The sequence below is a fragment of the Bacillus sp. FSL R5-0576 genome (genome assembly GCF_038004765.1).
In the GTDB taxonomy this organism is placed as follows: domain Bacteria; phylum Bacillota; class Bacilli; order Bacillales; family Bacillaceae; genus Bacillus; species Bacillus subtilis.
The window spans coordinates 3,937,205-3,958,975 of record NZ_JBBORU010000001.1 but is presented as its reverse complement, the minus strand read 5'-3'; the positions used below and the strand labels follow the sequence as shown (position 1 = coordinate 3,958,975).

The 21,771-nt window shown below is 38.8% G+C and carries 30 protein-coding genes and 1 pseudogene; 23 read left to right on the top strand and 8 right to left on the bottom strand.

Features of this window, described 5'->3' with window-relative positions:
* Positions 1-13 precede the first annotated feature (13 nt).
* The 8 genes from ychF to NX903_RS20310 all read left to right on the top strand — a co-directional run bounded on the left by ychF (position 14) and on the right by NX903_RS20310 (position 5,177).
* Positions 14-1,114, top strand: a complete 1,101-nt coding sequence (ychF, locus tag NX903_RS20345) for a redox-regulated ATPase YchF (RefSeq protein ID WP_003242727.1) — start codon at positions 14-16, stop codon at positions 1,112-1,114.
* Positions 1,115-1,224: 110 nt separating this feature from the next.
* Positions 1,225-1,512: a 30S ribosomal protein S6 gene (rpsF, locus tag NX903_RS20340; RefSeq protein WP_024571351.1), complete on the top strand. Its 288-nt coding sequence runs from the start codon at positions 1,225-1,227 to the stop codon at positions 1,510-1,512.
* 40 nt (positions 1,513-1,552) lie between these two features.
* Positions 1,553-2,071, top strand: a complete 519-nt coding sequence (gene ssbA / locus NX903_RS20335; RefSeq protein ID WP_003219228.1) for a single-stranded DNA-binding protein SsbA — start codon at positions 1,553-1,555, stop codon at positions 2,069-2,071.
* Positions 2,072-2,114: 43 nt separating this feature from the next.
* Entirely contained in the window at positions 2,115-2,354 is a 240-nt protein-coding gene (gene rpsR / locus NX903_RS20330) for a 30S ribosomal protein S18 (protein ID WP_003219224.1), read from the top strand.
* 63 nt (positions 2,355-2,417) lie between these two features.
* Entirely contained in the window at positions 2,418-3,176 is a 759-nt protein-coding gene (xth, locus tag NX903_RS20325; RefSeq protein WP_086344555.1) for an exodeoxyribonuclease III, read from the top strand.
* Positions 3,177-3,235: 59 nt separating this feature from the next.
* Entirely contained in the window at positions 3,236-4,171 is a 936-nt protein-coding gene (ccpB, locus tag NX903_RS20320; RefSeq protein WP_086344554.1) for a transcriptional regulator CcpB, read from the top strand.
* Between the two features lie 55 nt (positions 4,172-4,226).
* Positions 4,227-4,607 (top strand): VOC family protein, encoded by a 381-nt coding sequence (locus tag NX903_RS20315; RefSeq protein WP_029726089.1) that lies wholly within the window; start codon positions 4,227-4,229, stop codon positions 4,605-4,607.
* Positions 4,608-4,622: 15 nt separating this feature from the next.
* On the top strand, positions 4,623-5,177 hold the full coding sequence (locus NX903_RS20310) for a sugar O-acetyltransferase (RefSeq protein ID WP_032722825.1): 555 nt from the start codon (positions 4,623-4,625) through the stop codon (positions 5,175-5,177).
* A 33-nt stretch (positions 5,178-5,210) separates the two neighbouring features.
* On the opposite strand, the gene NX903_RS20305 is transcribed toward NX903_RS20310, so the two are convergent.
* Complete coding sequence (locus tag NX903_RS20305; protein WP_014481501.1) at positions 5,211-6,566, bottom strand: MFS transporter; 1,356 nt, start codon at positions 6,564-6,566, stop codon at positions 5,211-5,213.
* A 226-nt stretch (positions 6,567-6,792) separates the two neighbouring features.
* On the opposite strand from NX903_RS20305, the gene NX903_RS20300 reads away from it, so the two are divergent.
* A complete protein-coding gene (locus NX903_RS20300; protein ID WP_024572853.1) occupies positions 6,793-7,692 on the top strand; it encodes a CPBP family intramembrane glutamic endopeptidase in 900 nt (299 codons plus the stop codon).
* Here the strand turns inward: NX903_RS20300 and NX903_RS20295 are convergent.
* From NX903_RS20295 to NX903_RS20280, 4 genes are read right to left on the bottom strand one after another with little or no spacing between them, the layout of a single operon-like run.
* Positions 7,689-9,578 carry a thioredoxin domain-containing protein gene (locus NX903_RS20295; protein ID WP_144486911.1) on the bottom strand — a complete coding sequence of 630 codons (1,890 nt, stop codon included), beginning with the start codon at positions 9,576-9,578 and terminating at the stop codon, positions 7,689-7,691. The genes NX903_RS20300 and NX903_RS20295 overlap by 4 nt on opposite strands.
* 38 nt (positions 9,579-9,616) lie before the next feature.
* On the bottom strand, positions 9,617-9,778 hold the full coding sequence (locus NX903_RS20290; RefSeq protein ID WP_077199439.1) for a DUF255 domain-containing protein: 162 nt from the start codon (positions 9,776-9,778) through the stop codon (positions 9,617-9,619).
* Between the two features lie 4 nt (positions 9,779-9,782).
* A complete protein-coding gene (locus NX903_RS20285; protein ID WP_144486909.1) occupies positions 9,783-10,607 on the bottom strand; it encodes a hypothetical protein in 825 nt (274 codons plus the stop codon).
* 16 nt (positions 10,608-10,623) lie between these two features.
* The gene (locus NX903_RS20280; RefSeq protein ID WP_144486907.1) at positions 10,624-11,391 is read right to left on the bottom strand and encodes a hypothetical protein; all 768 of its coding nucleotides are present in this window, start codon (positions 11,389-11,391) and stop codon (positions 10,624-10,626) included.
* A 218-nt stretch (positions 11,392-11,609) separates the two neighbouring features.
* Here NX903_RS20280 and NX903_RS20275 point away from each other — a divergent pair, with 218 nt between their 5' ends.
* Entirely contained in the window at positions 11,610-12,806 is a 1,197-nt protein-coding gene (locus NX903_RS20275; protein ID WP_144486905.1) for a Rap family tetratricopeptide repeat protein, read from the top strand.
* Positions 12,807-12,917: 111 nt separating this feature from the next.
* Here the strand turns inward: NX903_RS20275 and NX903_RS20270 are convergent, their stop codons facing one another.
* Positions 12,918-13,448, bottom strand: a complete 531-nt coding sequence (locus NX903_RS20270) for an ImmA/IrrE family metallo-endopeptidase (protein ID WP_144486903.1) — start codon at positions 13,446-13,448, stop codon at positions 12,918-12,920.
* Entirely contained in the window at positions 13,445-13,828 is a 384-nt protein-coding gene (locus NX903_RS20265; protein ID WP_019716391.1) for a helix-turn-helix domain-containing protein, read from the bottom strand. Before NX903_RS20265 ends, NX903_RS20270 begins: the two co-directional genes overlap by 4 nt.
* 296 nt (positions 13,829-14,124) lie before the next feature.
* Between NX903_RS20265 and NX903_RS20260 the strand changes: the two genes are divergently transcribed.
* From NX903_RS20260 to helP, 5 genes and pseudogenes are all read left to right on the top strand, one after another.
* A complete protein-coding gene (locus NX903_RS20260; RefSeq protein ID WP_144486901.1) occupies positions 14,125-14,304 on the top strand; it encodes an ICEBs1 excisionase in 180 nt (59 codons plus the stop codon).
* Between the two features lie 32 nt (positions 14,305-14,336).
* Complete coding sequence (locus tag NX903_RS20255) at positions 14,337-14,561, top strand: hypothetical protein (protein WP_206697900.1); 225 nt, start codon at positions 14,337-14,339, stop codon at positions 14,559-14,561.
* Between the two features lie 53 nt (positions 14,562-14,614).
* On the top strand, positions 14,615-14,875 hold the full coding sequence (locus NX903_RS20250) for a hypothetical protein (RefSeq protein WP_072174281.1): 261 nt from the start codon (positions 14,615-14,617) through the stop codon (positions 14,873-14,875).
* A 205-nt stretch (positions 14,876-15,080) separates the two neighbouring features.
* Positions 15,081-15,174 (top strand): annotated as a pseudogene (locus NX903_RS20245) (hypothetical protein); the annotation flags it as partial.
* A 69-nt stretch (positions 15,175-15,243) separates the two neighbouring features.
* Positions 15,244-15,624, top strand: a complete 381-nt coding sequence (gene helP / locus NX903_RS20240) for a helicase processivity factor HelP (RefSeq protein WP_086343479.1) — start codon at positions 15,244-15,246, stop codon at positions 15,622-15,624.
* 41 nt (positions 15,625-15,665) lie between these two features.
* On the opposite strand, the gene NX903_RS20235 is transcribed toward helP, so the two are convergent.
* Positions 15,666-16,226: a hypothetical protein gene (locus tag NX903_RS20235; protein WP_072174279.1), complete on the bottom strand. Its 561-nt coding sequence runs from the start codon at positions 16,224-16,226 to the stop codon at positions 15,666-15,668.
* Between the two features lie 393 nt (positions 16,227-16,619).
* Between NX903_RS20235 and conQ the strand changes: the two genes are divergently transcribed.
* From conQ to conC, 8 genes are all read left to right on the top strand, one after another.
* The gene (conQ, locus tag NX903_RS20230) at positions 16,620-18,041 is read left to right on the top strand and encodes a coupling conjugation protein ConQ (RefSeq protein ID WP_144499892.1); all 1,422 of its coding nucleotides are present in this window, start codon (positions 16,620-16,622) and stop codon (positions 18,039-18,041) included.
* Positions 18,034-19,092, top strand: a complete 1,059-nt coding sequence (gene nicK, locus NX903_RS20225) for a DNA relaxase NicK (RefSeq protein WP_144486895.1) — start codon at positions 18,034-18,036, stop codon at positions 19,090-19,092. Before conQ ends, nicK begins: the two co-directional genes overlap by 8 nt.
* Before the next feature lie 266 nt (positions 19,093-19,358).
* On the top strand, positions 19,359-19,625 hold the full coding sequence (locus NX903_RS20220; RefSeq protein ID WP_080624164.1) for a hypothetical protein: 267 nt from the start codon (positions 19,359-19,361) through the stop codon (positions 19,623-19,625).
* A gap of 11 nt (positions 19,626-19,636) precedes the next feature.
* Positions 19,637-19,954 (top strand): hypothetical protein, encoded by a 318-nt coding sequence (locus tag NX903_RS20215; protein ID WP_144486893.1) that lies wholly within the window; start codon positions 19,637-19,639, stop codon positions 19,952-19,954.
* Positions 19,955-19,966: 12 nt separating this feature from the next.
* Positions 19,967-20,245 carry a hypothetical protein gene (locus tag NX903_RS20210; RefSeq protein WP_082170512.1) on the top strand — a complete coding sequence of 93 codons (279 nt, stop codon included), beginning with the start codon at positions 19,967-19,969 and terminating at the stop codon, positions 20,243-20,245.
* Positions 20,246-20,262: 17 nt separating this feature from the next.
* Positions 20,263-20,412 carry a hypothetical protein gene (locus NX903_RS20205; protein ID WP_003328171.1) on the top strand — a complete coding sequence of 50 codons (150 nt, stop codon included), beginning with the start codon at positions 20,263-20,265 and terminating at the stop codon, positions 20,410-20,412.
* Between the two features lie 27 nt (positions 20,413-20,439).
* Positions 20,440-21,504 (top strand): conjugal transfer protein, encoded by a 1,065-nt coding sequence (locus tag NX903_RS20200; RefSeq protein ID WP_144499891.1) that lies wholly within the window; start codon positions 20,440-20,442, stop codon positions 21,502-21,504.
* A gap of 11 nt (positions 21,505-21,515) precedes the next feature.
* Entirely contained in the window at positions 21,516-21,764 is a 249-nt protein-coding gene (gene conC, locus NX903_RS20195; protein WP_086343484.1) for a transposon conjugation system subunit ConC, read from the top strand.
* Positions 21,765-21,771 lie beyond the last annotated feature (7 nt).

Here is a 21,771-nt window from a genome sequence, read left to right as displayed (position 1 = left end):
AGGAGATGAAAGAATGGCTTTAACAGCTGGAATTGTTGGTTTGCCGAACGTCGGAAAATCAACACTATTTAACGCAATTACACAGGCCGGTGCCGAATCAGCCAACTACCCGTTCTGTACAATTGATCCGAACGTGGGAATTGTAGAGGTGCCGGATGATCGTCTGCAAAAGCTGACTGAGCTGGTCAACCCGAAGAAGACTGTGCCGACTGCTTTTGAATTCACTGATATTGCAGGGATTGTAAAGGGCGCATCTAAAGGAGAAGGACTCGGCAACAAGTTCCTATCTCATATTCGCCAAGTTGACGCGATTTGCCACGTTGTCCGTGCTTTTTCCGATGACAACATTACACACGTTTCCGGAAAGGTTGATCCGATTGATGACATTGAAACGATCAACCTTGAGCTGATCCTCGCTGATATGGAAACGGTTGAAAAGCGGATTACACGCGTCAGCAAGCTTGCGAAGCAAAAAGATAAAGACGCTGTATTTGAGTTTGAGATTTTATCTAAACTGAAAGAAGCGTTTGAGAGTGAAAAGCCTGCTCGATCTGTAGAATTCACTGAAGAGCAGCAAAAGCTTGTGAAGCAGCTCCATTTACTGACTTCGAAGCCTATTTTGTACGTGGCCAACGTAAGTGAAGATGAAGTTGCTGATCCATCTGGCAATGAAAATGTAGCGAAGATTCGCGAGTACGCTGCCGGCGAAAACGCAGAAGTTATCGTTGTGTGTGCAAAAATCGAATCTGAAATCGCTGAGCTTGAAGGCGAAGAAAAGCAAATGTTCTTGGAAGAGCTGGGCATTCAAGAATCAGGTCTTGATCAGCTGATCAAAGCGTCTTACTCTCTTCTCGGTCTCGCAACATATTTCACAGCCGGAGAACAGGAAGTCAGAGCTTGGACATTCAAAAAAGGCATGAAAGCCCCTGAGTGTGCAGGAATTATTCATAGTGACTTTGAGCGGGGCTTCATTCGTGCTGAGACAGTTGCTTATGAGGATCTTCTTGCGGGCGGCGGTATGGCAGGAGCTAAAGAGGCAGGAAAAGTCCGCCTTGAAGGGAAAGAATATGTGGTCCAAGACGGAGATGTTATTCATTTCCGATTTAATGTATAGGATGCAGTTGTAAAGGGACAAGAGCTTTGGTATAATATAAAATTGTGAGTAATAGAATTATTGCTCCTTGCCCATTATGGGCCGCTTAGTCCAAAAGGAGGTGCAAACAGATGAGAAAGTACGAAGTTATGTACATTATCCGCCCAAACATTGACGAAGAGTCTAAAAAAGCAGTTATCGAGCGTTTCAACAACGTTCTGACTTCTAACGGTGCGGAGATCACTGGAACAAAGGATTGGGGTAAACGTCGTCTTGCTTACGAAATCAATGATTTCCGCGACGGTTTCTACCAAATCTTAAACGTTCAAGCTGACGCTGCGGCAGTTCAAGAATTTGACCGTCTAGCTAAGATCAGTGACGATATCATTCGCCACATTGTTGTTAAAGAAGAAGAATAAGCAATTTTGAAATATATAATGGTAAAAGGTGGTCTTTCTTATGCTTAACCGAGTTGTATTAGTCGGAAGACTGACAAAAGACCCAGAGCTTCGTTATACGCCAAACGGTGCGGCTGTTGCTACGTTTACTCTTGCTGTGAATCGTACATTTACGAACCAGTCCGGAGAACGTGAGGCCGATTTCATTAATTGTGTCACTTGGAGAAGACAAGCCGAAAACGTTGCAAACTTCTTGAAAAAAGGAAGCCTTGCAGGCGTAGATGGCCGTTTACAAACAAGAAACTATGAAAACCAGCAAGGACAGCGTGTCTTCGTGACAGAGGTCCAAGCTGAAAGTGTTCAATTTCTTGAGCCGAAAAACGGCGGCGGTTCTGGTTCAGGTGGATACAACGAAGGAAACAGCGGCGGAGGCCAGTACTTTGGCGGAGGCCAAAATGATAATCCATTTGGGGGAAATCAAAACAACCAGAGACGCAATCAGGGGAACAGCTTTAATGATGACCCATTTGCCAACGACGGCAAACCGATTGACATCTCGGATGATGATCTTCCATTCTAATGTGATTATCGCCTAAAATGAAAAAGAAAGGAGGGAAATGACAATGGCAGGAGGACGCAGAGGCGGTCGTGCGAAACGCCGTAAAGTGTGTTATTTCACTTCTAACGGTATCACGCACATCGACTACAAAGATGTAGATCTTCTTAAAAAGTTTGTTTCTGAGCGCGGTAAAATTTTACCACGTCGTGTAACTGGAACAAACGCTAAATACCAACGTAAATTGACTGCAGCGATCAAACGCGCACGTCAAATGGCTTTACTTCCATACGTAAGCGGTGAGTAAGCTGATACGTAAAGAGCAAGGACCTTCGGGTTCTTGCTCTTTTTTATAGGGGGAGGATGAAACATGAAGTTGATTTCATGGAATGTAAACGGCCTGCGGGCTGTGATGAGAAAAATGGATTTCCTCTCTTATTTGAAAGAAGAGGATGCAGATATTATATGTCTTCAGGAAACGAAGATACAGGACGGCCAGGTTGATCTCCAGCCTGAAGGCTATCATGTGTACTGGAATTATGCAGTGAAAAAAGGATATTCCGGCACAGCTGTTTTTTCTAAGCAAGAACCGCTGCAGTTCATCTACGGTATCGGAGTAGAAGAGCATGACCAAGAAGGCAGAGTGATTACACTGGAATTTGAAAACGTGTTTGTGATGACTGTTTACACGCCCAATTCCAGAAGGGGATTAGAGCGGATTGATTACCGCATGCAATGGGAAGAGGCTTTATTGTCTTATATTCTTGAATTGGATCAGAAAAAACCAGTGATTTTATGCGGTGATTTGAATGTAGCCCATCAGGAGATTGATTTGAAAAATCCAAAGGCGAACCGGAATAACGCTGGATTTTCAGATCAAGAAAGAGGGGCATTCACTCGTTTCTTAGAAGCTGGCTTTGTTGATTCTTTCCGTCATGTTTATCCTGATCTAGAAGGCGCTTATTCCTGGTGGTCGTATCGTGCCGGCGCCCGGGACAGAAATATTGGATGGCGGATTGATTATTTTGTTGTTTCTGAAAGACTTAAGGAACAGATTGAAGATGCCAGCATATCAGCGGATGTCATGGGTTCCGACCATTGTCCTGTTGAACTTATCATCAATATATGATGAGATAGCAGTAAGGATTTTACACTTACTGTTTTTTTTATATGAAAAAGGAGAAAGAGATGGCAAATATAAAAGAGATCGCAAGACTGGCAAATGTATCTGTTTCGACTGTCTCGCGTGTATTGAATCATCATCCGTATGTATCTGAAGAAAAGAGAAAGCTTGTTCAACAAGTCATGAAGGAATTGGATTATACACCAAATCGAACCGCAATCGATCTCATTCGCGGGAAAACCCATACGGTCGGTGTGATTCTGCCTTATAGCGATCATCCCTGCTTTGATAAAATCGTTAACGGAATCACCAAGGCGGCTTTTCAGCATGAGTATGCAACGACCCTTCTCCCCACCAATTATAACCCCGCTATTGAAATCAAATATTTAGAGCTGTTAAGAACGAAGAAAATAGACGGTCTCATCATTACTTCCCGCGCCAATCATTGGGACAGCATTTTAGCTTATCAGGAATATGGGCCGATCATCGCTTGTGAGAATACCGGAGACATCGATGTCCCTTGTGCTTTTAATGACAGAAAAGCTGCTTATGCAGAGAGTTTTCGCTATTTAAAGAGCCGCGGACATGAGAATATTGCTTTTACGTGTGTCAGAGAAGCTGATAGGAGCCCGAGCACGGCTGATAAAGCTGCGGCCTATAAAGCTGTCTGCGGAAGGTTGGAAGACCGCCATATGCTGTCCGGGTGCAACGATATGAATGATGGTGAGCTGGCAGCTGAACATTTTTATATGAGCGGGCGGGTTCCGACCGCTATTTATGCAAATAGTGATGAAGTGGCAGCTGGAATTCATCTATTTGCCAAAAAGAATAATTGGGATGTTGAAATCATAGGCGAGGGGAATTCCTCTATCAGCCGTGTTCTTGGTTTTCCGTCGCTTGATTTGAACCTTGAGCAGCTCGGCATCGCAGCATTTTCTCTATTTTTGCAGGATGAACCCGCTGATATCAAAATTCAGCATAAATTTAAGAAAAAAGCTTGAACTGAAATGCATTTCATACCTTATAACTTCATTGAAGGCGAAGGAGGAGGAAGAAATGCAGATTGAACATACAGCGGTCTGGGTCAATGATTTAGAGCGAATGAAATCTTTTTATGAAACGTATTTTAATGGCGAAGCGAATGATTTGTATCATAATGAGAAAAAAGATTTTAAGTCTTATTTTATTACGTTTGATTCTGGAGCAAGGCTGGAAATTATGAAAAAAGGGAATGTGACCGATCCGCCCTCACAAACAATGACAGGCTGGGCACATATTGCCTTTTCCGTTGGGAGCCGGGAGAAAGTTGACGAACTGACTGACCGATTGAAGGCGGATGGTTTCGCAGTAGTAAACGGCCCGAGGACAACAGGAGACGGCTACTATGAAAGTGTGATTGAGGATGATGAAGGAAATTTGATCGAGATTACAATCTGACATGGAGTGACTTAAATGCTGAGGACAGAAAAAGAAAAAATGGCAGCCGGAGAATTATACAATTCGGAAGATCAACAACTATTACTAGAACGCAAGCATGCGAGACAGCTGATTAGACAATATAACGAAACACCGGAAGATGATGCAGTGCGGACGGAGCTTTTGAAGGAGCTTCTCGGTTCGGTTGGGGATCAAGTCACGATTTTGCCGACATTCCGCTGTGATTATGGCTATCACATTCATATCGGAGATCATACATTTGTTAATTTTGACTGTGTCATTTTAGATGTGTGTGAGGTGCGTATCGGCCGTCATTGTTTGATTGCGCCAGGTGTACATATCTACACGGCCGGTCATCCTCTTGATCCGATCGAAAGGAAATCCGGGAAGGAGTTCGGTAAGCCTGTGACAATTGGAGATCAAGTTTGGATTGGAGGCCGGGCGGTGATTAACCCGGGAGTGACAATCGGTGATAACGCAGTGATTGCGTCTGGATCTGTTGTCACTAAGGATGTACCAGCTAATACTGTTGTAGGCGGAAACCCCGCGAGGATTTTGAAGCAATTGTAATGAGATCAGTGCGGCAGATCCGCACTGACTTTTTTAAATCTGTTTCGCATTCGTATTAGGACCGAAGAAGATTAACAGCAAGGAGCACGCGAGCCAGCAGCCCCCAATAAATAAGAAGACGCTGATATAGCCGAGCTGAACGGCAATAAATCCGACAAGCAATGAGCCAAAAATGTTTGAAAAACGGCCAAGACCATAGGCTAAACCGCTGCCAGATGAGCGGTATTCAGTCGGATAAGGTTCAGATGTATAGGCGTATAAGTTCGAGGTAAAGACCCGTTCTGTGATATTCACGATAAAACCAAATACAATGATCATGATGGGAATAAAAGTCATACCATATAAGAGCCCGGCGATGGCCGTCAGAAACGCACTCGCAGCTAAAATCCATTTTCTTTGAAATCTTTCGGAAATCATGGAGCCGAGCAGTGCGCCAAGCGGAGCGCCGACGGAATGCAATACGTTATACCACAATGTATTTTCCATGGTGACGCCATTGCTTTTTAGCAGGCTTGGAACCCATGAGGCAAATCCGTAAAACCCAAACGTTTCAAAAATCCATACAGCAGATAATACGATGGTGATTTTGAGGTTTCTGCCTTTCAATAAGCCTGCGTAACCTGCATGCTGCTTAACAGTTTCGCTTACTTTAGGCTGGGATGCTGCCGGAAGCGGGCCTTTCTCCTTTTCAACCTGTGCCTCAATTCGATTGAGGATCGCATCGGCTTTCGCATATTCCCCGCGATTTTCGTGCCAGCGAGGCGACTCTTCCAGCCGTCGAATAAAGAAAAAATAAATAAGGCCGACGGCACCCCATACAAATACTAGCCTCCATCCCCATGAACCAAGAGGAATGACAAAGGCAGACACAATGTTGGTGATCGGAACCCCGATCAATCCAATCATGGCACAAAAAGAAATATATTTTCCACGTACACTTGAAGGGAAAAATTCCGCCAAATAGCTATTCGTAATGACCATGGCGGCTGCAACGCCAAATCCGGTGAGAAAACGGAATGTCATTAAAGATGGAATGTCCCATGCCGCAGCATTGCATAGCGATGCGATTGAGAAAACAAAGACAAATAGATTTAAGGCTTTTTTGCGGCCGATTCGATCGGACAGCCGTCCGCCCAGTGAAGCGCCTAAAAACATGCCTAAAAACGAAGCAGCCGTTACGTTAGCAATAGTTGAAAGCGGGATGCCCCAATGTTCAATCAGTGCCGGCGCTACATTGCTGAGGGTAAATAAATCTGCGAGATCAAAGAAATAAACAATGCCGAGAGCGGTTAACACTTGGAAATGAACGCGTGAAATCGGAAGGCGGTCTAAACGATTCGCTGCGTTTGAGAAAGGATGTGTATTCTTTTGTTTGAAGATCGTATTCATAAAAAACCCCCTTTTGAGTAGTAAGAAAAGACTGAAAATTCCCCTCTTGGGACTATTATAAGTATCTTGGTTCATTGGCAACAGAGTTCAAATCACTAGATGTAAGAACTAAATTCACACTTTATATTTTAATTTTGCTTAAAATATTTCCAAAACAGTAGATTCATAGACCAATTTATGCAAATATATAGTAATATTCTCATTGAAAGGAAGAGACATAGAAGGAATGAATTCATTTATTCGTCCTATAGAAGGAAACAATACGTTGTGGAGATATTTTTTCGCTTTTTTGGTGATGGTAGGGTTATATGTATTCGGGAATATAGCTTACCTCTTCGCTATACTGTTCACGGTTATTGTGAATCCCAATATCACGTTTGATTTGGATGAAGCTGTGCTGAGTGATCCCCTCGTAGATCTTTATTTGTCCCATGTGATTTATTTATTCGCCATTCCGGGAGTTTGGCTGGCTGTACGCTTTATTTTGAAGCGGCCTTTCCGAACGGTGATAACACCAAATTCAAAGATGAATTGGCGGAGAATTTCCTTTGGCTTTATTGCTTATTTCTTGCTGATGATCGCCGTACAATTGATTGATTTTGTGATTCATCCAGATAATTATTCAATGCAAGCCTTTGATACATCACGATTTATCTGGCTGCTAGCGGCTGCCCTCATTTTGGTTCCGATTCAGACATCAGCTGAGGAACTGTTTTTCAGGGGATTTTTGCTTCAAGCTTTCGGGAGATTGACGAAAAATCCTCTATTTTTGACACTGATTGTCGGAGGATTGTTTGGCGTATTGCATTTTGCGAATCCAGAAATGAACAACGGTGCTGTCTGGGCAGGAATTGAGTATTTAACATTTGGTTTTGTGTGGACCTATTACACGATTAAAACTGGAAGCATCGAAATATCACTTGGCGCCCATGCCGCGAATAATATGTTTTTGTGTATGTTTATTACAGAAAAAAACAGTGTGTATGGAGGAATTCCTTCTCTCTTTACGGTTACGCGGGGAAACCCGATGTGGGAGGCTTTCTTTACGATAGCGGTCAACCTTGTGTTTGCGGGGATCGCTTTATGGTACCATAAGAAATCAAAAAGTAAGCAGCAAGGGTCTTAATCCCTGCTGCTTATTAACGTGTGGATCGCTTCTTCAATATTTGTTGTCGGCTGCTGGCAGGCGAAGTTTTCACAAATATACACGGTTGTTTTGCCGTCTATGATGCGGTAGTCTGCTGCAAATGGTGCAATGTCTTTGCATTGATCAGGATGCTCTGCTACCAGAATGGAGTCGTTAGGCTTAAAGGCTTTTTGGAGCTCTGTTATGATTTGTTTTCTGGCTGGATCGTCTGCGCTGCCAAAAATAACGATTTCTTTTTTAGGCATCAGATGTCTTAACACACTTTGCATAAAGAAAGCATGGCCGCTTGGATACGCGTCTATGTCTGGCTTGAACACGGAAAACATTGTTTCCGCTTTTTCGATCAGTGATAAGTCGCCTGTGACTTGCCCGAGACGCAGCAGCTGAACAGCTGCCACACTGTTTCCGGAAGGCACGGCGCCGTCGTACACTTCTTTTTCCCGTACGATTAAGGCTTCTGCATCGTGTCCGGTGAAGTAGAATCCGCCATGCTCCTCATCCCAAAATAAGCTGATCATATCGTCTGTTAGTTTCTTCGCTTTTTGTAAAAAAGATAGATCAAACGAAGCTTCATAGAGATCGAGATAGGCCCATAGGAGAAAAGCGTAATCGTCGATAAAGCCTTTGTTTTTCACTTCGCCATCACGATATCGGACCATCACACGGCCGTCGATGATTAATTTGTTTTCAATAAATGTGATGGCGTCTTTCGCTAGGCTGAGATATTTCGGCTCCTGGTATACCTTTGCCGCTTTCGCAAGACCCGCGATCATCAGCGCGTTCCATGAGGTGAGCACTTTATCATCGACATGCGGATAGGTTCTTTCCTCGCGTGTCTTCAAGAGCTGCTGTCTTGCGTCTTCGAGTTTGAGACTGAGCTCTTTTTCGGTTAACCCGGCATCCTCTTTGATTTGTTCTCGCTTTGTGTGAATGAGGTTAGGAATATTTTTGCCTTCAAAGTTTCCTTCTTCAGTGATGTCATACACTTGGCAATACAGCGTTCCGAGATCGTCCCCGAGCGTTTTTAGAATCTCTTCCTTTGACCACACGTAGTACTTTCCTTCTTCTCCTTCTGTATCCGCGTCTAAAGCAGAGAAAAAGCTTCCGTCTTCATGAGTCATTTCCCGCTGAATGAACGTAATGATCTGCTCACAAATCTCTTTATAGCGGCTGTTTTGCGTGACCTGGTAGGCTTCGGTATAAGCGGTCAGCAGCAGCGCATTGTCGTACAGCATTTTTTCAAAGTGGGGAACGAGCCACTCGTCATCAGTCGAATAGCGGGCGAACCCATAGCCGATATGATCGTAAATGCCGCCATTCGCCATGCTGTCCAGCGTTTTCGTCACGTTGTATAAAGCGTTATCCTGCCCCGTATTGTGATGATAACGAAGCAAATACATCAGCATATGGGGCATCGGAAATTTCGGTGCCTGCCCGAAACCGCCGTAGATCGTATCAAACCCGCTGGCAAGCTGCTGGAATGTCCGGGAAATCGCTGACTCGCTAAGGCCTTCGCCTGATTTGGCGGCTGTTTTGGTCTGCAAATGTTTAGCGGCGTTCTCCGCAATATCCTCGACATGCTCACGGTCGTTCGCAAACGTCTCAGACAGATGCTCAAGCACATCAACAAAACCGGGACGATTGAATTTGCTCGTCTTTGGAAAATATGTACCCGCGTAAAACGGCTTCTGATCAGGCGTGATAAACACATTCAGCGGCCAGCCGCCCTGCCCGGTCATCAGCTGGCAGATTCTCATATAAACAGAATCCACATCCGGCCGCTCTTCCCGGTCGACTTTAATCGCCACAAACCGTTCATTGAGAAGACGCGCGATTTCTTCGTCTTCAAAGCTTTCGTGAGCCATAACGTGGCACCAATGACATGTGCGTGTAGCTACCCGAGCTAGCTATACCCAATAGATACGAGAACAGGCTTGTTTTCGCGTTTCGCTTTTTCGAATGCTTCTTCTCCCCAAGGAAACCAATTCACAGGGTTATGAGCATGTTGAAGTAAATAAGGAGACTTCTCAGCGATTAATCTATTGGGCTTATTGTTAGTGGGCATTGGATCACCTTCTTTCCATATAAAACGAATTTAATTTGTGTCTCTTTGCAGTTTCGATTTCAGTTCTCCAAACTTTTGCAATATCGGGTACGAACATATCAATATCGTTACAGAGCTCGTCAAGAAATGCAAATGTTTTTAGGTATACTTTCTTTCTGTTATATCTTTTACTGTTATTGAGTTCAATATGCTTTAAAATTTTAACTGATTTTTTAATGAGTATTTCATTTTGACTAAGGTGATCTATGAGAATGTGGTCATTAATAAGATTTCTTGACAAGTTAGTACAAATGCAATTATCTAATACTTTATATAAAGAAATATAAAATATATCACTATTAAACTTTCTGGGCAGCACTATACCCAACTTTTTAGCAGCTTTTAGATAGTCTTGTAGAAATCTATAAATAAATTCAATTCGGTGTTCGATCCCATGATTATCTATTTCATTGAGTTTTTCCATCTGAAATAATACCTTTACATCATAAAATTCTGAAATAAGGCCATGGCTTGCATACTTTAAGTTAAGACTAAATAAATTTAAAATTTCACCAAAAATCCTATTGGGATTAAAATAGGTATCCTTAGCCTCTTTTTCGAACTCTTCTTCGCTATAATTCTCCTCCCTCATAAAGATTACTTTTAATGCCTCTGCACTAATGTAATCATTTATAAGAAACATAATTGGAGAATAAAGATTTTGAAAGCATTCTTTATTATGTTTTTGTTTCTCTCTTTTTCGTGTAAGTTGGTGGGCGATTATTTGTCCAGATGTAGCAGCTAACAGAGGTATTGATACCGAGATTACAGTAGACCAATCAATTTGCAATTCTTACACTCTTTTCTTATTTATTATTTAAGTTGATAATGTTGCTTACATCTTTTTTGGCTTCTATATATTTTTGCTGTATCTCTGATGTGCTTTTAATATTTCGATGTTGAATTTCACTGGATACCTTAGGGATGATTAAATCGCTTATATCCCTTAAGGGAACGCTTTTTTCAAAAATTACAGTTCGTTTTTCGATCAGTTGTTCATAGTCTTTAAATGCAATTTCGAAGATTGTTTTATAGTTATGAAAAATTTCAAATGAATTATTATATAGATCCACTAACCATATACCAGAATATCTTTCGAATTTAGGTACAAATATTGGAATATTAATATCAACTTTTTTATTAAGAACTCTTTCTTCCATAGAATTAATTAAGGATGCTGGTATATGACTGCTCCAGTTTCTAGCAGTGGTTATCTTATTCATAAGTTCTTCTTGCTCTTGCGTGAAGTCCAAATATTTCAAATTAAATTCATCAGCTTTCTTTTTTACAAATGTTCTGTAATTTCGATAGGAGATACCAAGATCAGAAGCATCACCGAATAAATTAGACAAATAATTTGTCGTGTTTGAAATAGTTGACTTATAGTCATCATACATTTCAGCAGAAATTACTCGTTTCGGTCTCTCTATCAGGTTTCTTTCATCAATGTAGTTTTTGAGTAGTTGAAGTTTATTTTCTAGATAAGATATGTTTTTAGATGCAGTAACCAATATCTCTCTTAGATAGAAGATGAAGTCATCCTTACTATTAAATTTATACTTCCTTAAGTCCATTTCTTACCTCTCCAATATAATTTTGTAATGTAAAGCCATAATATCATGTCAAGAAACGAAAGTATTGCTATTGCCGCAAAAAAAACGCAATCATATTGCTTGCGTGTAGCCAAAATGTACCCTTTTACATTAAGAATTGTAAATGGCTTTTTGATCTGACATAATACAATTAATGTAAATATTCGAATAATTTTGTAAATCTGCGGGGTGAGATTTTCTTGGATCATACATCTATAAAAAAAGAAAGGATTCCGTATGAAATTTTAATATCTAAATTGAATTCATGGTATACCACCATAAAGAAAAATATGATTGAAGAAGCCCAAAAGAAGAAGTCTGAAATTGAATCTCTTTTAGAAGAAGTCGAGATGAAGCAAGATATACTTCTATATTATCAACTGTTAGATTTTAGACATGAACTAATGCTAATTTATTTGAGATCAAAAGATGTTGAAGAAGTTAGGAATACTTACGAAATTTTGAAAGAAAAAGAAGGCAGTTTGTCAAAAATGCTTGAGTATTATTTCTTCTTTTTCATGGGAATGTACGAATTCAGAAGAAAAGAACTTGTTTCTGCAATAAACGCCTATAGTTTAGCTGAAACCAAATTATCAGAGATTGAAGATGAGATTGAACGTGGAGAATTTTATTTTAAAGTATCAGAAGTATATTACTATATGAAACAAACTTATTTTTCACTAAGTTATGCAAAGAGAGCTATAAAGATATACCAGAAATTCGACATTCATGATGAAAGAATACTTCATTGCAGGTTTATTGTAGCTGGTAATTTAATTGATACTTTAAATTACAATAGTGCAATTAAGGAATTGAAAAAAGGATTACAGGATGCTTTTAAAATCGGAAAAAAATATCTCATTGCAACATTTCATATGAATTTAGGTATTGTTTATAGGAGTGTTGGTCAATATGATTTGTCGATTCAAAATCTCATGAAGGCATTACAAGTTTTTCAAGAGGAAAAGCATATTTTTATGTCTAAAACTTTATTTAATTTGTCTCATGTATTAGCCCAAAAAGGGGAAATGAGTAAAGCGCTTCTTTATTTTGAACAAGGAAGTGCCATTGCTATGCGTAACAATGATTATGAATACCAAGCCAAATTCAAATTGTTAAAGGGATTATATTTTTCTGATGAAGATGTTTCTTTAATTAATGAGGCCTTAGATTACTTTCAATCAAAGAAATTATTTGCTGATATTGAAGAATATGCCCATGAGGTTGCAGAGTTTTATTATGAAAAAGGAAATTCTTCGCTCTCTAACGAATATTATCGTAAGGTAATAGCAGCCAGAAATGAAATTCGAAAAGGGGAGATTATTCATGAAGAAAAAAATGATTGCCTTATCGATGACGATTTTAGTGGGGACGACAATACTGGGCTTATCCTTTAATTCAGATACTTTTGGTCATCAAGCTAAATCTGAAAACGTAATCAGTATTGCATCAGATCGGCTTGGAAGCTAAAGTGAACCCACTCGTTTTTCGTGAGTGGGCTTTTTTCTTTATATAGAGATTTCGCATACATGATTAATTCCTGTTTCCATTCGGTTTCTTGACAGAAGTTTTAATTGTGAGTGTTTGTGCTGTATGACATGTGTAGGTAGATTGAAGAAAGATGCTAGTTGATGGATTGTTAAGTTTTGTATTTCGAATAAATGTTCTTTTAATAATTTGTCCGGAAGTAACAATTCAGAAGCGAATATGTTTGCTTGGTGTTCTAACTTATCTTTTAAGACAGCGGAGCAATTAGCAACTTTAAAAGCATTTAAATTTTTGTGGAGGAAATAATGTCCTAGTTCGTGGGCAACAATGAATTTTTGGATTGTTTGGTGCGTTAGTTTTTCATTTGTATGAATAATATAACGATTTTCTTCTTTAAGATGTTGAAGTAAACCTTCGGCTTGCCCTAAGTTATTCTCGGTTATGATTATATTTAGTTGTTCGCAAATTTCATAAACATCATTAGTTCCGTAACTCAACAAGATTAACTGTACTTTGTGTTTTATGTTTTTGCTCGTATAAATTGGTATCACTCTTTCCTCTTTAATTCATCTACAAGCTTTATTCCATTTTTTAATGCCTTCTTAATTAGGAGAGCTGTTTCTTCGTCAAACTCACCGTCATTTTTAAAGAGTAGTGTATCCTCATCCTTTAGTTCCTCAATTACTTCATTAAATGTTTGGGTCAATTTTGAAGCCTTATTGTTGCTTTCAATGGGGGCTTTACCTACTAAATAATCAGTTGAAACATTATACAAGTCGCTTAATTGCTTTAATGTTTTTGTGTCTGGATCACGAAAATCTCTTTCATAATTAGAAATGACTTGGTTAGAAATGTTAAGTTTTTGAGCAACTTCAATTTGGGAAAGTCCACGTTTTTTTCTCGCTTCTTTTAATCGTTTTCCTAAACTCATATAAATTCGTCCAATCTACAGAAAGTTTATTTTTATATTATCACCATCAATTGTAACCAAGCTAGGACTTATCGATTATCTTTTCTAAAAGTTTAATTTACCTGTTGACTTAAACTAATTGCATAAATAAAATGGTTTTACATTCATTATATGTAAAGTTAGTTTTTGCACTGAAATCAAAAAACCAGTTGATTTTATGCAAAAAGTTTAATTTTATATTGACTTAAACGTATAGTTTAATTATAATTAACTTATAAACGAAAAGACGAAAAAAAGTCAGAAAAGGAGGGAGTTGTTTGAAAGAATTTTTAACTGCTGAAAACATCCAAAACATTTTGGGGGTAGGGCAGGCAAAAGCATATGAAATCATTAGGGAGCTAAATGAGGAACTCAAACAAGAGGGATACAAAGTTGTTAAAGGAAAAGTCAGCCGTGCCAGATTTGAAGAGAAATATATCTATAAAACAACGGTGTGAGTGTCATCGGTTTAAACCAAACTCATTTATTTATGAAAGAAGCTGTTCCGTTGGCAAGACAAATGGAAGGTGATTGGATAGCAAGAATGAAAATTGCTCTGAATTCCGTCATAATAAATCATTATTTAAACCTGCCCTTAACAATTGAAAATGTTAATGAATTACTGCGAAAAGGCGTTTCGTATCGAAGGATATGTAAACATTACGGAATCGGAAGAAAAGACATTGAAAAGCTGCGGCAATCATCCATAGTGTGACGTTATATACCACTATAGGGAGCCGTTAAGAATCCTTTGAAAGGGGGGATGCGATGAAAATAAGGGTGAATGCAACAATAATCACAGATGTCGAAGCTTTAAAGGCTGATAAGGATTTAAACCATTTTAAAGATTATGTCACTTGTGAAACATTCGTTGTTGATGCTGATAATTATATGAAGGCTAATGAAGAAATATCTGATCTGTTAAAAGGCTGGGATTGGTGGTGTATCTGGTCTATCCGTCCATTGAGTAAGAAGGAAAATCAAGTGTTTACTTTGTATAACGATGATCTGTATAACTTATGTCGCTAGGAGTGTTTGTTCCTTGAAAACTACATATAGACAAAAAAAGCGCCTTGACGAAGGATCATCAAGAACGCCGGAAAATAAAAACTAGACACTTTTATTATACGGTATTCTTGTTGAAATGTCATGCGTGAGTATTTGAGTGATGAACGGCAATCACTATAAATGCTGTAGCAGGCTAGAATAAGCGTGCGGAATAGCTGTAGTCAGCTTGATGGCTATAATTAGCCTACTAGGTTGCCATGAGGGCGAAAAAGCCGTTAGCAACTGATAAGCGCCAAGATGGATACAGAACCGGAGCGAATCCAATATAAAATCGAAATTAAACGATCTTTTGAAAATAAATAATAAAAAATGAAATGGGGATATGAAAAATGAACTTAAACTTTATTGTACCGGATATCAATATGACTTTTGGAGACATGAAATTCATGGGACTTAACAAAGAAAGATATGTTTATGATCGGGAAAACAATAAGCGTACTGACGTACTGGAATCTAGGGTTTATAACATTGCTAGTGCTGTGCAAGGTGGTCAAATTGAGGTAACTATTCCTGAGTATGCTGGGGCAAAAGAAATTCCTCCTTTTGCTGACATTGAGTTGAAAAACCCAAAAATTAGCGCTATGGCAACTAGTCAAAGGGATTCAACTTTTGCCAATGTAATGTGGAAACTTGAAGCTGATGATATTGTTTTAAAAGGTGGTTCTTCTGTGAAACCTGCGGCGGCAACTGGTGGGAATGATAAGAAATAAATAAAAAGAATAGCGTGCTCGTAGTAATGGGCACGCTATTTCTAAGGTGTATCTTTCTTCTCTATAATAGTTGCAAAACCAGACATAATTAACGATACGCAATTAAGTATAGCCCCTACTGTACCAATGCAACAAAAAAGAAAAACAAAAGGAGCATTCTGCAGTAAATTTAATACTAAGCTTTTAAGTGGTGAAAGTGGTGTAACATTTGTTTCTATAAACAAAATAATACTGAGTAGAAAAAGAGTAGTTAACTCAGAACTTTTATTATAAATTGAAGCCATATGAAATGATGGATACTCTGTTATGTCTAAGCCGACTTTTCTCATCTTTTTAATATAACTTCTAGGGAAAAACTGAATCCAAATCAATCCTATCCCTGAAATAGCTGAAACAATTGTAAATATGTAAAATACATCAGTCTGGTTTATATTCTTTTCTATAAAATAGTTAATAATTGATACTGGAATTAATTTTACAATTGCACTGAAAAAATGCGTAAAAACTTGGGGATGAAATGAAGCTAAGATAATACTAAATATAAGAAGATGGGTTAAGTATATTGAAAATTTAAAGTAAAGTCCGATGAGTTTATCAAACATATTATTTCCCTTTCAAAAAAAAACTTAGTACTAAATGTGTATATTCTATCATTTTTTGGATAATTGGTAAACGTAGTGTAAAGACCACTAAACATTGAAAGGGGTCTTTAAAAATTATAAAAAAACCTGTAAAAATATTTAGAACAAAAATAACTCTATCTATAATTGTTCGTGTTGTTTTGTGGCTAGTATTTTTTGTGTTCTATGCTTGGTATCGTAAGCCAGTGGGATGGTTACCGTTTGATATTTTCATGACTGTTTTTCTTTCAATTTGTATATTTGTCATGTTTGGTGGTCATTTTTTAATCATGGACATAATGAAATTGTGGCGTGAGAAAAAGAAAGATAAAAATAAACGTTAGGAGTGTGTTATCCATTTCTGGGATTAAGACGATGCTTTGGAAGTATAGGGGGAGACGAATCCGCCCGTACATGAGAAACAACGTAAAATTAGCAGGCGCAATTATCTTTGTGCCTGTTTTTTTATTGTCTATGTTCATCTTTTGGAGAGAACAACTGATTAATTTTGATCTATCTCAAGTAATAAAACACTTTGAGTGGAATGTGCCTTTAATTATTAAAAGCGTTTTATTCTCTGTGTTAATTGCTGTTGGAAGCATAGTTGCATCTTACTTTCTTTTCTTTGACAGCTATAAGAAAATTCTTCACAGGCAAAAGATTGCAAAAATGATTTTCTCCAATAAGTTTTACGAAAGAGAAAATGTGAAAGTAAGAAAACTCTTTTCAAATGAAACTGACACAAAGGAAAAGATCACATACTTTCCTAGAATGTATTATCAGGTTAAAAACAACCACATTTATATTCGTATTGCTATGGACATGAGCCGTTTTCAGAATCGCTTCCTAGACTTAGGAAAGGATTTGGAAAACGGCTTATTTTGTGACCTGGTGGATAAGCAAATGGAAGAAGGTTTTGTATGCTTTAAGCTTCTTTACGATGTGAAGAAGAATCGTATTTCCATTGATGATGCAGTAGCTGAGAATGGAGTCCTTCCGTTAATGAAGCATATTTCATGGCAATTTGATAAGTTGCCGCACATGCTTATTGCAGGTGGTACAGGTGGAGGAAAAACATACTTCATGCTAACGATTATTAAAGCATGTGTTGGACTGGGGGCAGATGTAAGAATATTGGACCCTAAAAATGCAGATTTAGCAGACTTGGAAGAAGTCCTTCCGAAAAAGGTATATTCCCAAAAGAACGGCATTCTTATGTGCCTGAGAAAGTCTGTAGATGGCATGATGGAACGAATGGATGAAATGAAACAGATGCCTAACTATAAGACAGGTGAAAATTATGCCTATTTAGGTTTAAAACCTGTTTTTATCTTCTTTGATGAATATGTGGCATTTATGGATTTGTTGGATATGAAAGAAAGAAATGAAGCTCTTTCTTACATGAAACAGTTAGTCATGTTGGGGAGACAGGCGGGTTACTTTCTCGTTTTAGGCGCACAACGTCCAGATGCAAAATATTTAGCTGATGGTATTCGTGATCAGTTTAGCTTCCGTGTGTCGCTAGGTTTAATGTCAGATACGGGCTACGGGATGATGTTTGGCGATGTTGAAAAAGCATATGTGAATAAAAAGGAGACAGGGCGAGGATATGCCAATGTGGGCACAGGTTCAGTGTTGGAGTTTTACAGCCCTATCGTGCCAAAAGGATATGATTTTATGTCATCTATTAAAAATGCGCTGGTTGGAGTCGAGGGAGCGCAGGCGACGGCAGTCGCCAGCGGCAGCGTAAGCGACCAGACGGCCAGCGGCGAAGGAGTGAGCGAAGCGAATGGATGAGCTAAAACAACCCCCCCACGCTAACAGGGGGGTAGTAATCGTAAAAGAAAAAAATGAAACCATTGAAAGTCCTTTGGTATCAATGGTTGACTATATTCGAGTCTCTTTTAAAACTCATGATGTTGACCGAATTATTGAAGAGGTTCTTCACCTTAGCAAAGACTTTATGACGGAGAAACAATCTGGTTTCTATGGCTACGTTGGTACGTACGAACTGGACTATATCAAAGTCTTTTATTCTGCGCCAGATGATAACAGAGGTGTTTTGATAGAAATGTCCGGTCAAGGTTGCCGTCAATTTGAATCTTTCTTGGAATGCCGGAAGAAAACATGGTATGACTTCTTTCAAGATTGCATGGCACGAGGCGGTTCATTTACTCGCTTTGATTTGGCTATTGATGATAAAAAGACGTACTTTTCTATACCGGAATTGTTAAAGAAAGCCCAAAAGGGCGAATGTATTTCACGCTTTAGAAAATCCGATTTCAATGGCTCCTTTGATCTATCTGATGGCATTACAGGCGGAACGACAATATATTTCGGTTCTAAAAAGTCAGAAGCGTACCTTTGCTTTTATGAGAAAAACTATGAACAAGCAGAAAAGTATAACATTCCGTTAGAAGAACTAGGCGATTGGAATCGTTATGAATTGCGGCTTAAAAATGAACGTGCACAAGTGGCTATAGATGCTTTATTGAAAACAAAGGATTTAACCTTAATCGCTATGCAGATCATTAATAACTATGTAAGGTTCGTTGATGCTGATGAAAACATCACTAGAGAGCATTGGAAAACGAGCCTTTTTTGGTCTGAATTTATAGGTGATATCGGGAAACTTCCTTTGTATGTCAAACCACAAAAAGACTTCTATCAGAAATCAAGAAACTGGCTTCGCAACTCTTGTGCCCCCACTATGAAAATGGTGCTTGAAGCTGATGAACATTTAGGGAAAACCGATCTATCAGATATGATTGCAGAAGCTGAACTGGCAGACAAACACAAAAAAATGTTAGATGTGTTTCTTGCTGATGTTACTGATATGGTCGTTTAAAAAACAAGCTGATAAATCTTTATAAACACAGGTGATGCGATTAAACGTATGTGTCAACGGTACCGGAACGAAGTGAGGATAAGGAGTTGACATATTCAGCGCCACCAAAACCCTCTTGGCATTGAACAAACAACCGTTTGTTCCTGCCTACCGGCGAGGGAGTCCCCCGATGATTCGGGGGAATAGGGGGATAGATTAACAGCAATCCAACGGGCTTCCGTTGGTGGGTTTGGGTGAAACCCAAGAACTTAAATCGGAGGGATAAGATGTTTAACATTAATCTGTTGAATCAGGCCCGACTAGAGAGTGATTTGGAGTCTCTTGGCTGTTTGGATATTGCTGAGGAATTAATTGAAAAAATGATGGAAGATGTCTTTTACAGTGATGTTGCTCAAAGAGTCATAGTCCAAACTCTTGCGGTTATAGATAACGTGAATGCTAAACTTCAAGCCACATTCAACATACTGGAGGATGAAGATTTTGAGACAGATGAACGGAGCGTCGAATTTGAAGGAATAACCTACTATCACTGAGGGGTGAAAACATGGATTACAGGATTATAAATGAGTCCTCCCTTATAAACACATTAGAAAGGCATCTTAATATGCACTTGTTGGATGACGTACTCGAAAGATTAAGGGATGAAATTTCATCGGGATATGATCAAATGATCATTATTCATGTTAGAAAGGATAACGGCGGGGACATGGTTGCGAACTTGTATTTTCACTTTAGAGTCCTTGAAGAAAATGAAACGGAATCAGATGACGGAGTAGTTCTTGTCGAATTTGTAATGTATGATCCTCATGTTATAAGAAAAGATTACGAAGAAAATCATCTTAAAAACGGAGGACGAATATAACGAGGTGATCAAGTGTCTGCGGTTGATAATCACTTCAAAAGACTGGGCTTTAATGTTGGTATTCCCTCTTTAGTTTTTGTAAGAAGTTTAAGCAGAGATTGTATGTTAGTTGTAGAAGGAGAAAGAGTAAAAGGATTTGCTGAATATCGTTACACATTTTACAAGACAAGATATTTGCCGGACGGTCGAATGACTAGTTTAAAAGTTTATATGGAGAATCAAAGCATAAAAAGGGTGTTACATCGTGTAGCATCCTTTTTATTATTCCTTGAAAAAACAAAACAGGTTTGAAGAAAGCGAGGTCTTTCATGAAACAGAGTGTTGAGGTCGTTGAAATTAAAGGTAAGCCAGTGGAAGTTATCGTGACGGAATTAAATGAACCGAACTATGAAAAAATGGCGAGAGCCATTTTGAAAATGACAAGAAACATGAAAGTTAACCAGGAGGAAAGTGCTTAGAAATCTATGAAAGGAGAGTGAATCGAATTGCTCCAAAAAGAAATTGACTTGGATAAAAAAGAAGAGTCGTTTTTTCGGTCTGCCTTTCAAAAATTGAAACGAATTGAAAGACCGGAAAAAGACAAACAAAAAGTCCCTCGTGACAGGTCGAAGCTGATCGCAGTTACATTGTGGTTTTGTGTTGGGGGTTTACTGTTTATCTGCTTGCTCGCTGTGCTTCTATCAATTAACACAAGATCCCAACTTAATGACATAAAAGAAGAAGCCAATAAGCCAACAAATGACGATAAACAAAAAATTTCGGTGACTGCTGCTGAAAACTTTCTGTCAGGGTTCATCAATGAATATGTGAATGTGAAGAACGATCAAGAATCTATTGAAAAACGCATGCAGAGCCTTGAAAGCTACATGGTGAAACAGGAAGATAACCATTTTGAGGATGAAGATCGTTTTAATGTGAATGGCTTAAAAGGTGATCGAGAGTTAAAGGGTTACAGCTTATATAACGTGAAAGAAGGTGATAAAAACAGCCTTTTTCAATATAAGGTCACATATGAAAATCTCTACCCTGTAGAGAAGGAAGTTGAAAAAGAAGTTAAAGACGGAAAGAAAAAAAAGAAGGTGAAAGAAAAGGTTAAAACAAACGAGAAATCTGAAAAACAAATGTTGCTGAATATTCCAGTCACAAATAAAGGTGATTCCTTTGCGGTGTCTGCTGTCCCTTACTTTACACAGATTTATGATCTGAAAGGCAATATTGCTTCTGAGAGTAAAGAAGAGACTAGAGACGAATATGCAGGCGAGAAAAAAGAATCTATCGAATCATTCCTTCATACTTTCTTCGAGAAATACGCTTCTGAAAAGAAAGAAGAAATGGTTTATATGATGAAAAAGCCGGAAGCGTTGGAAGGAAACTTGTTATTTGGGGAAGTGCAGTCAATGAAAATCTTCGAGACGAAAAAAGGTTTCGAGGTTTTTTGTGCTGTTCGATTTAAGGAAAAAGAAAATGATATTCCCGTAAATGAAAAATTTAGTTTAGAGATTACGGAAAACAGCGGTCAGTTTTATGTAAATAAACTCAAACATCAATAGGAGGTTTAAATATGGATTTCATGAATTTCTTTATTCTTGGCGCAGACCTTCCAACACTTGGAGGGGTAAAAGGATGGGCTTCAGATGTTGTTATCCAATTCATTACGATTGTGGTCATGTTCATAGCCGCAAAGAATCTGATGAAATTAAAAATGGGCGGCATTATCTTTGTTTGCTGTATTGGCAGTGCGGTGACGTGGGTTATTAAACACTGGTCAGATTTCTCCGGCTGGATCAATGCGCTAATGGAAAAATTGTAAGGGGGCA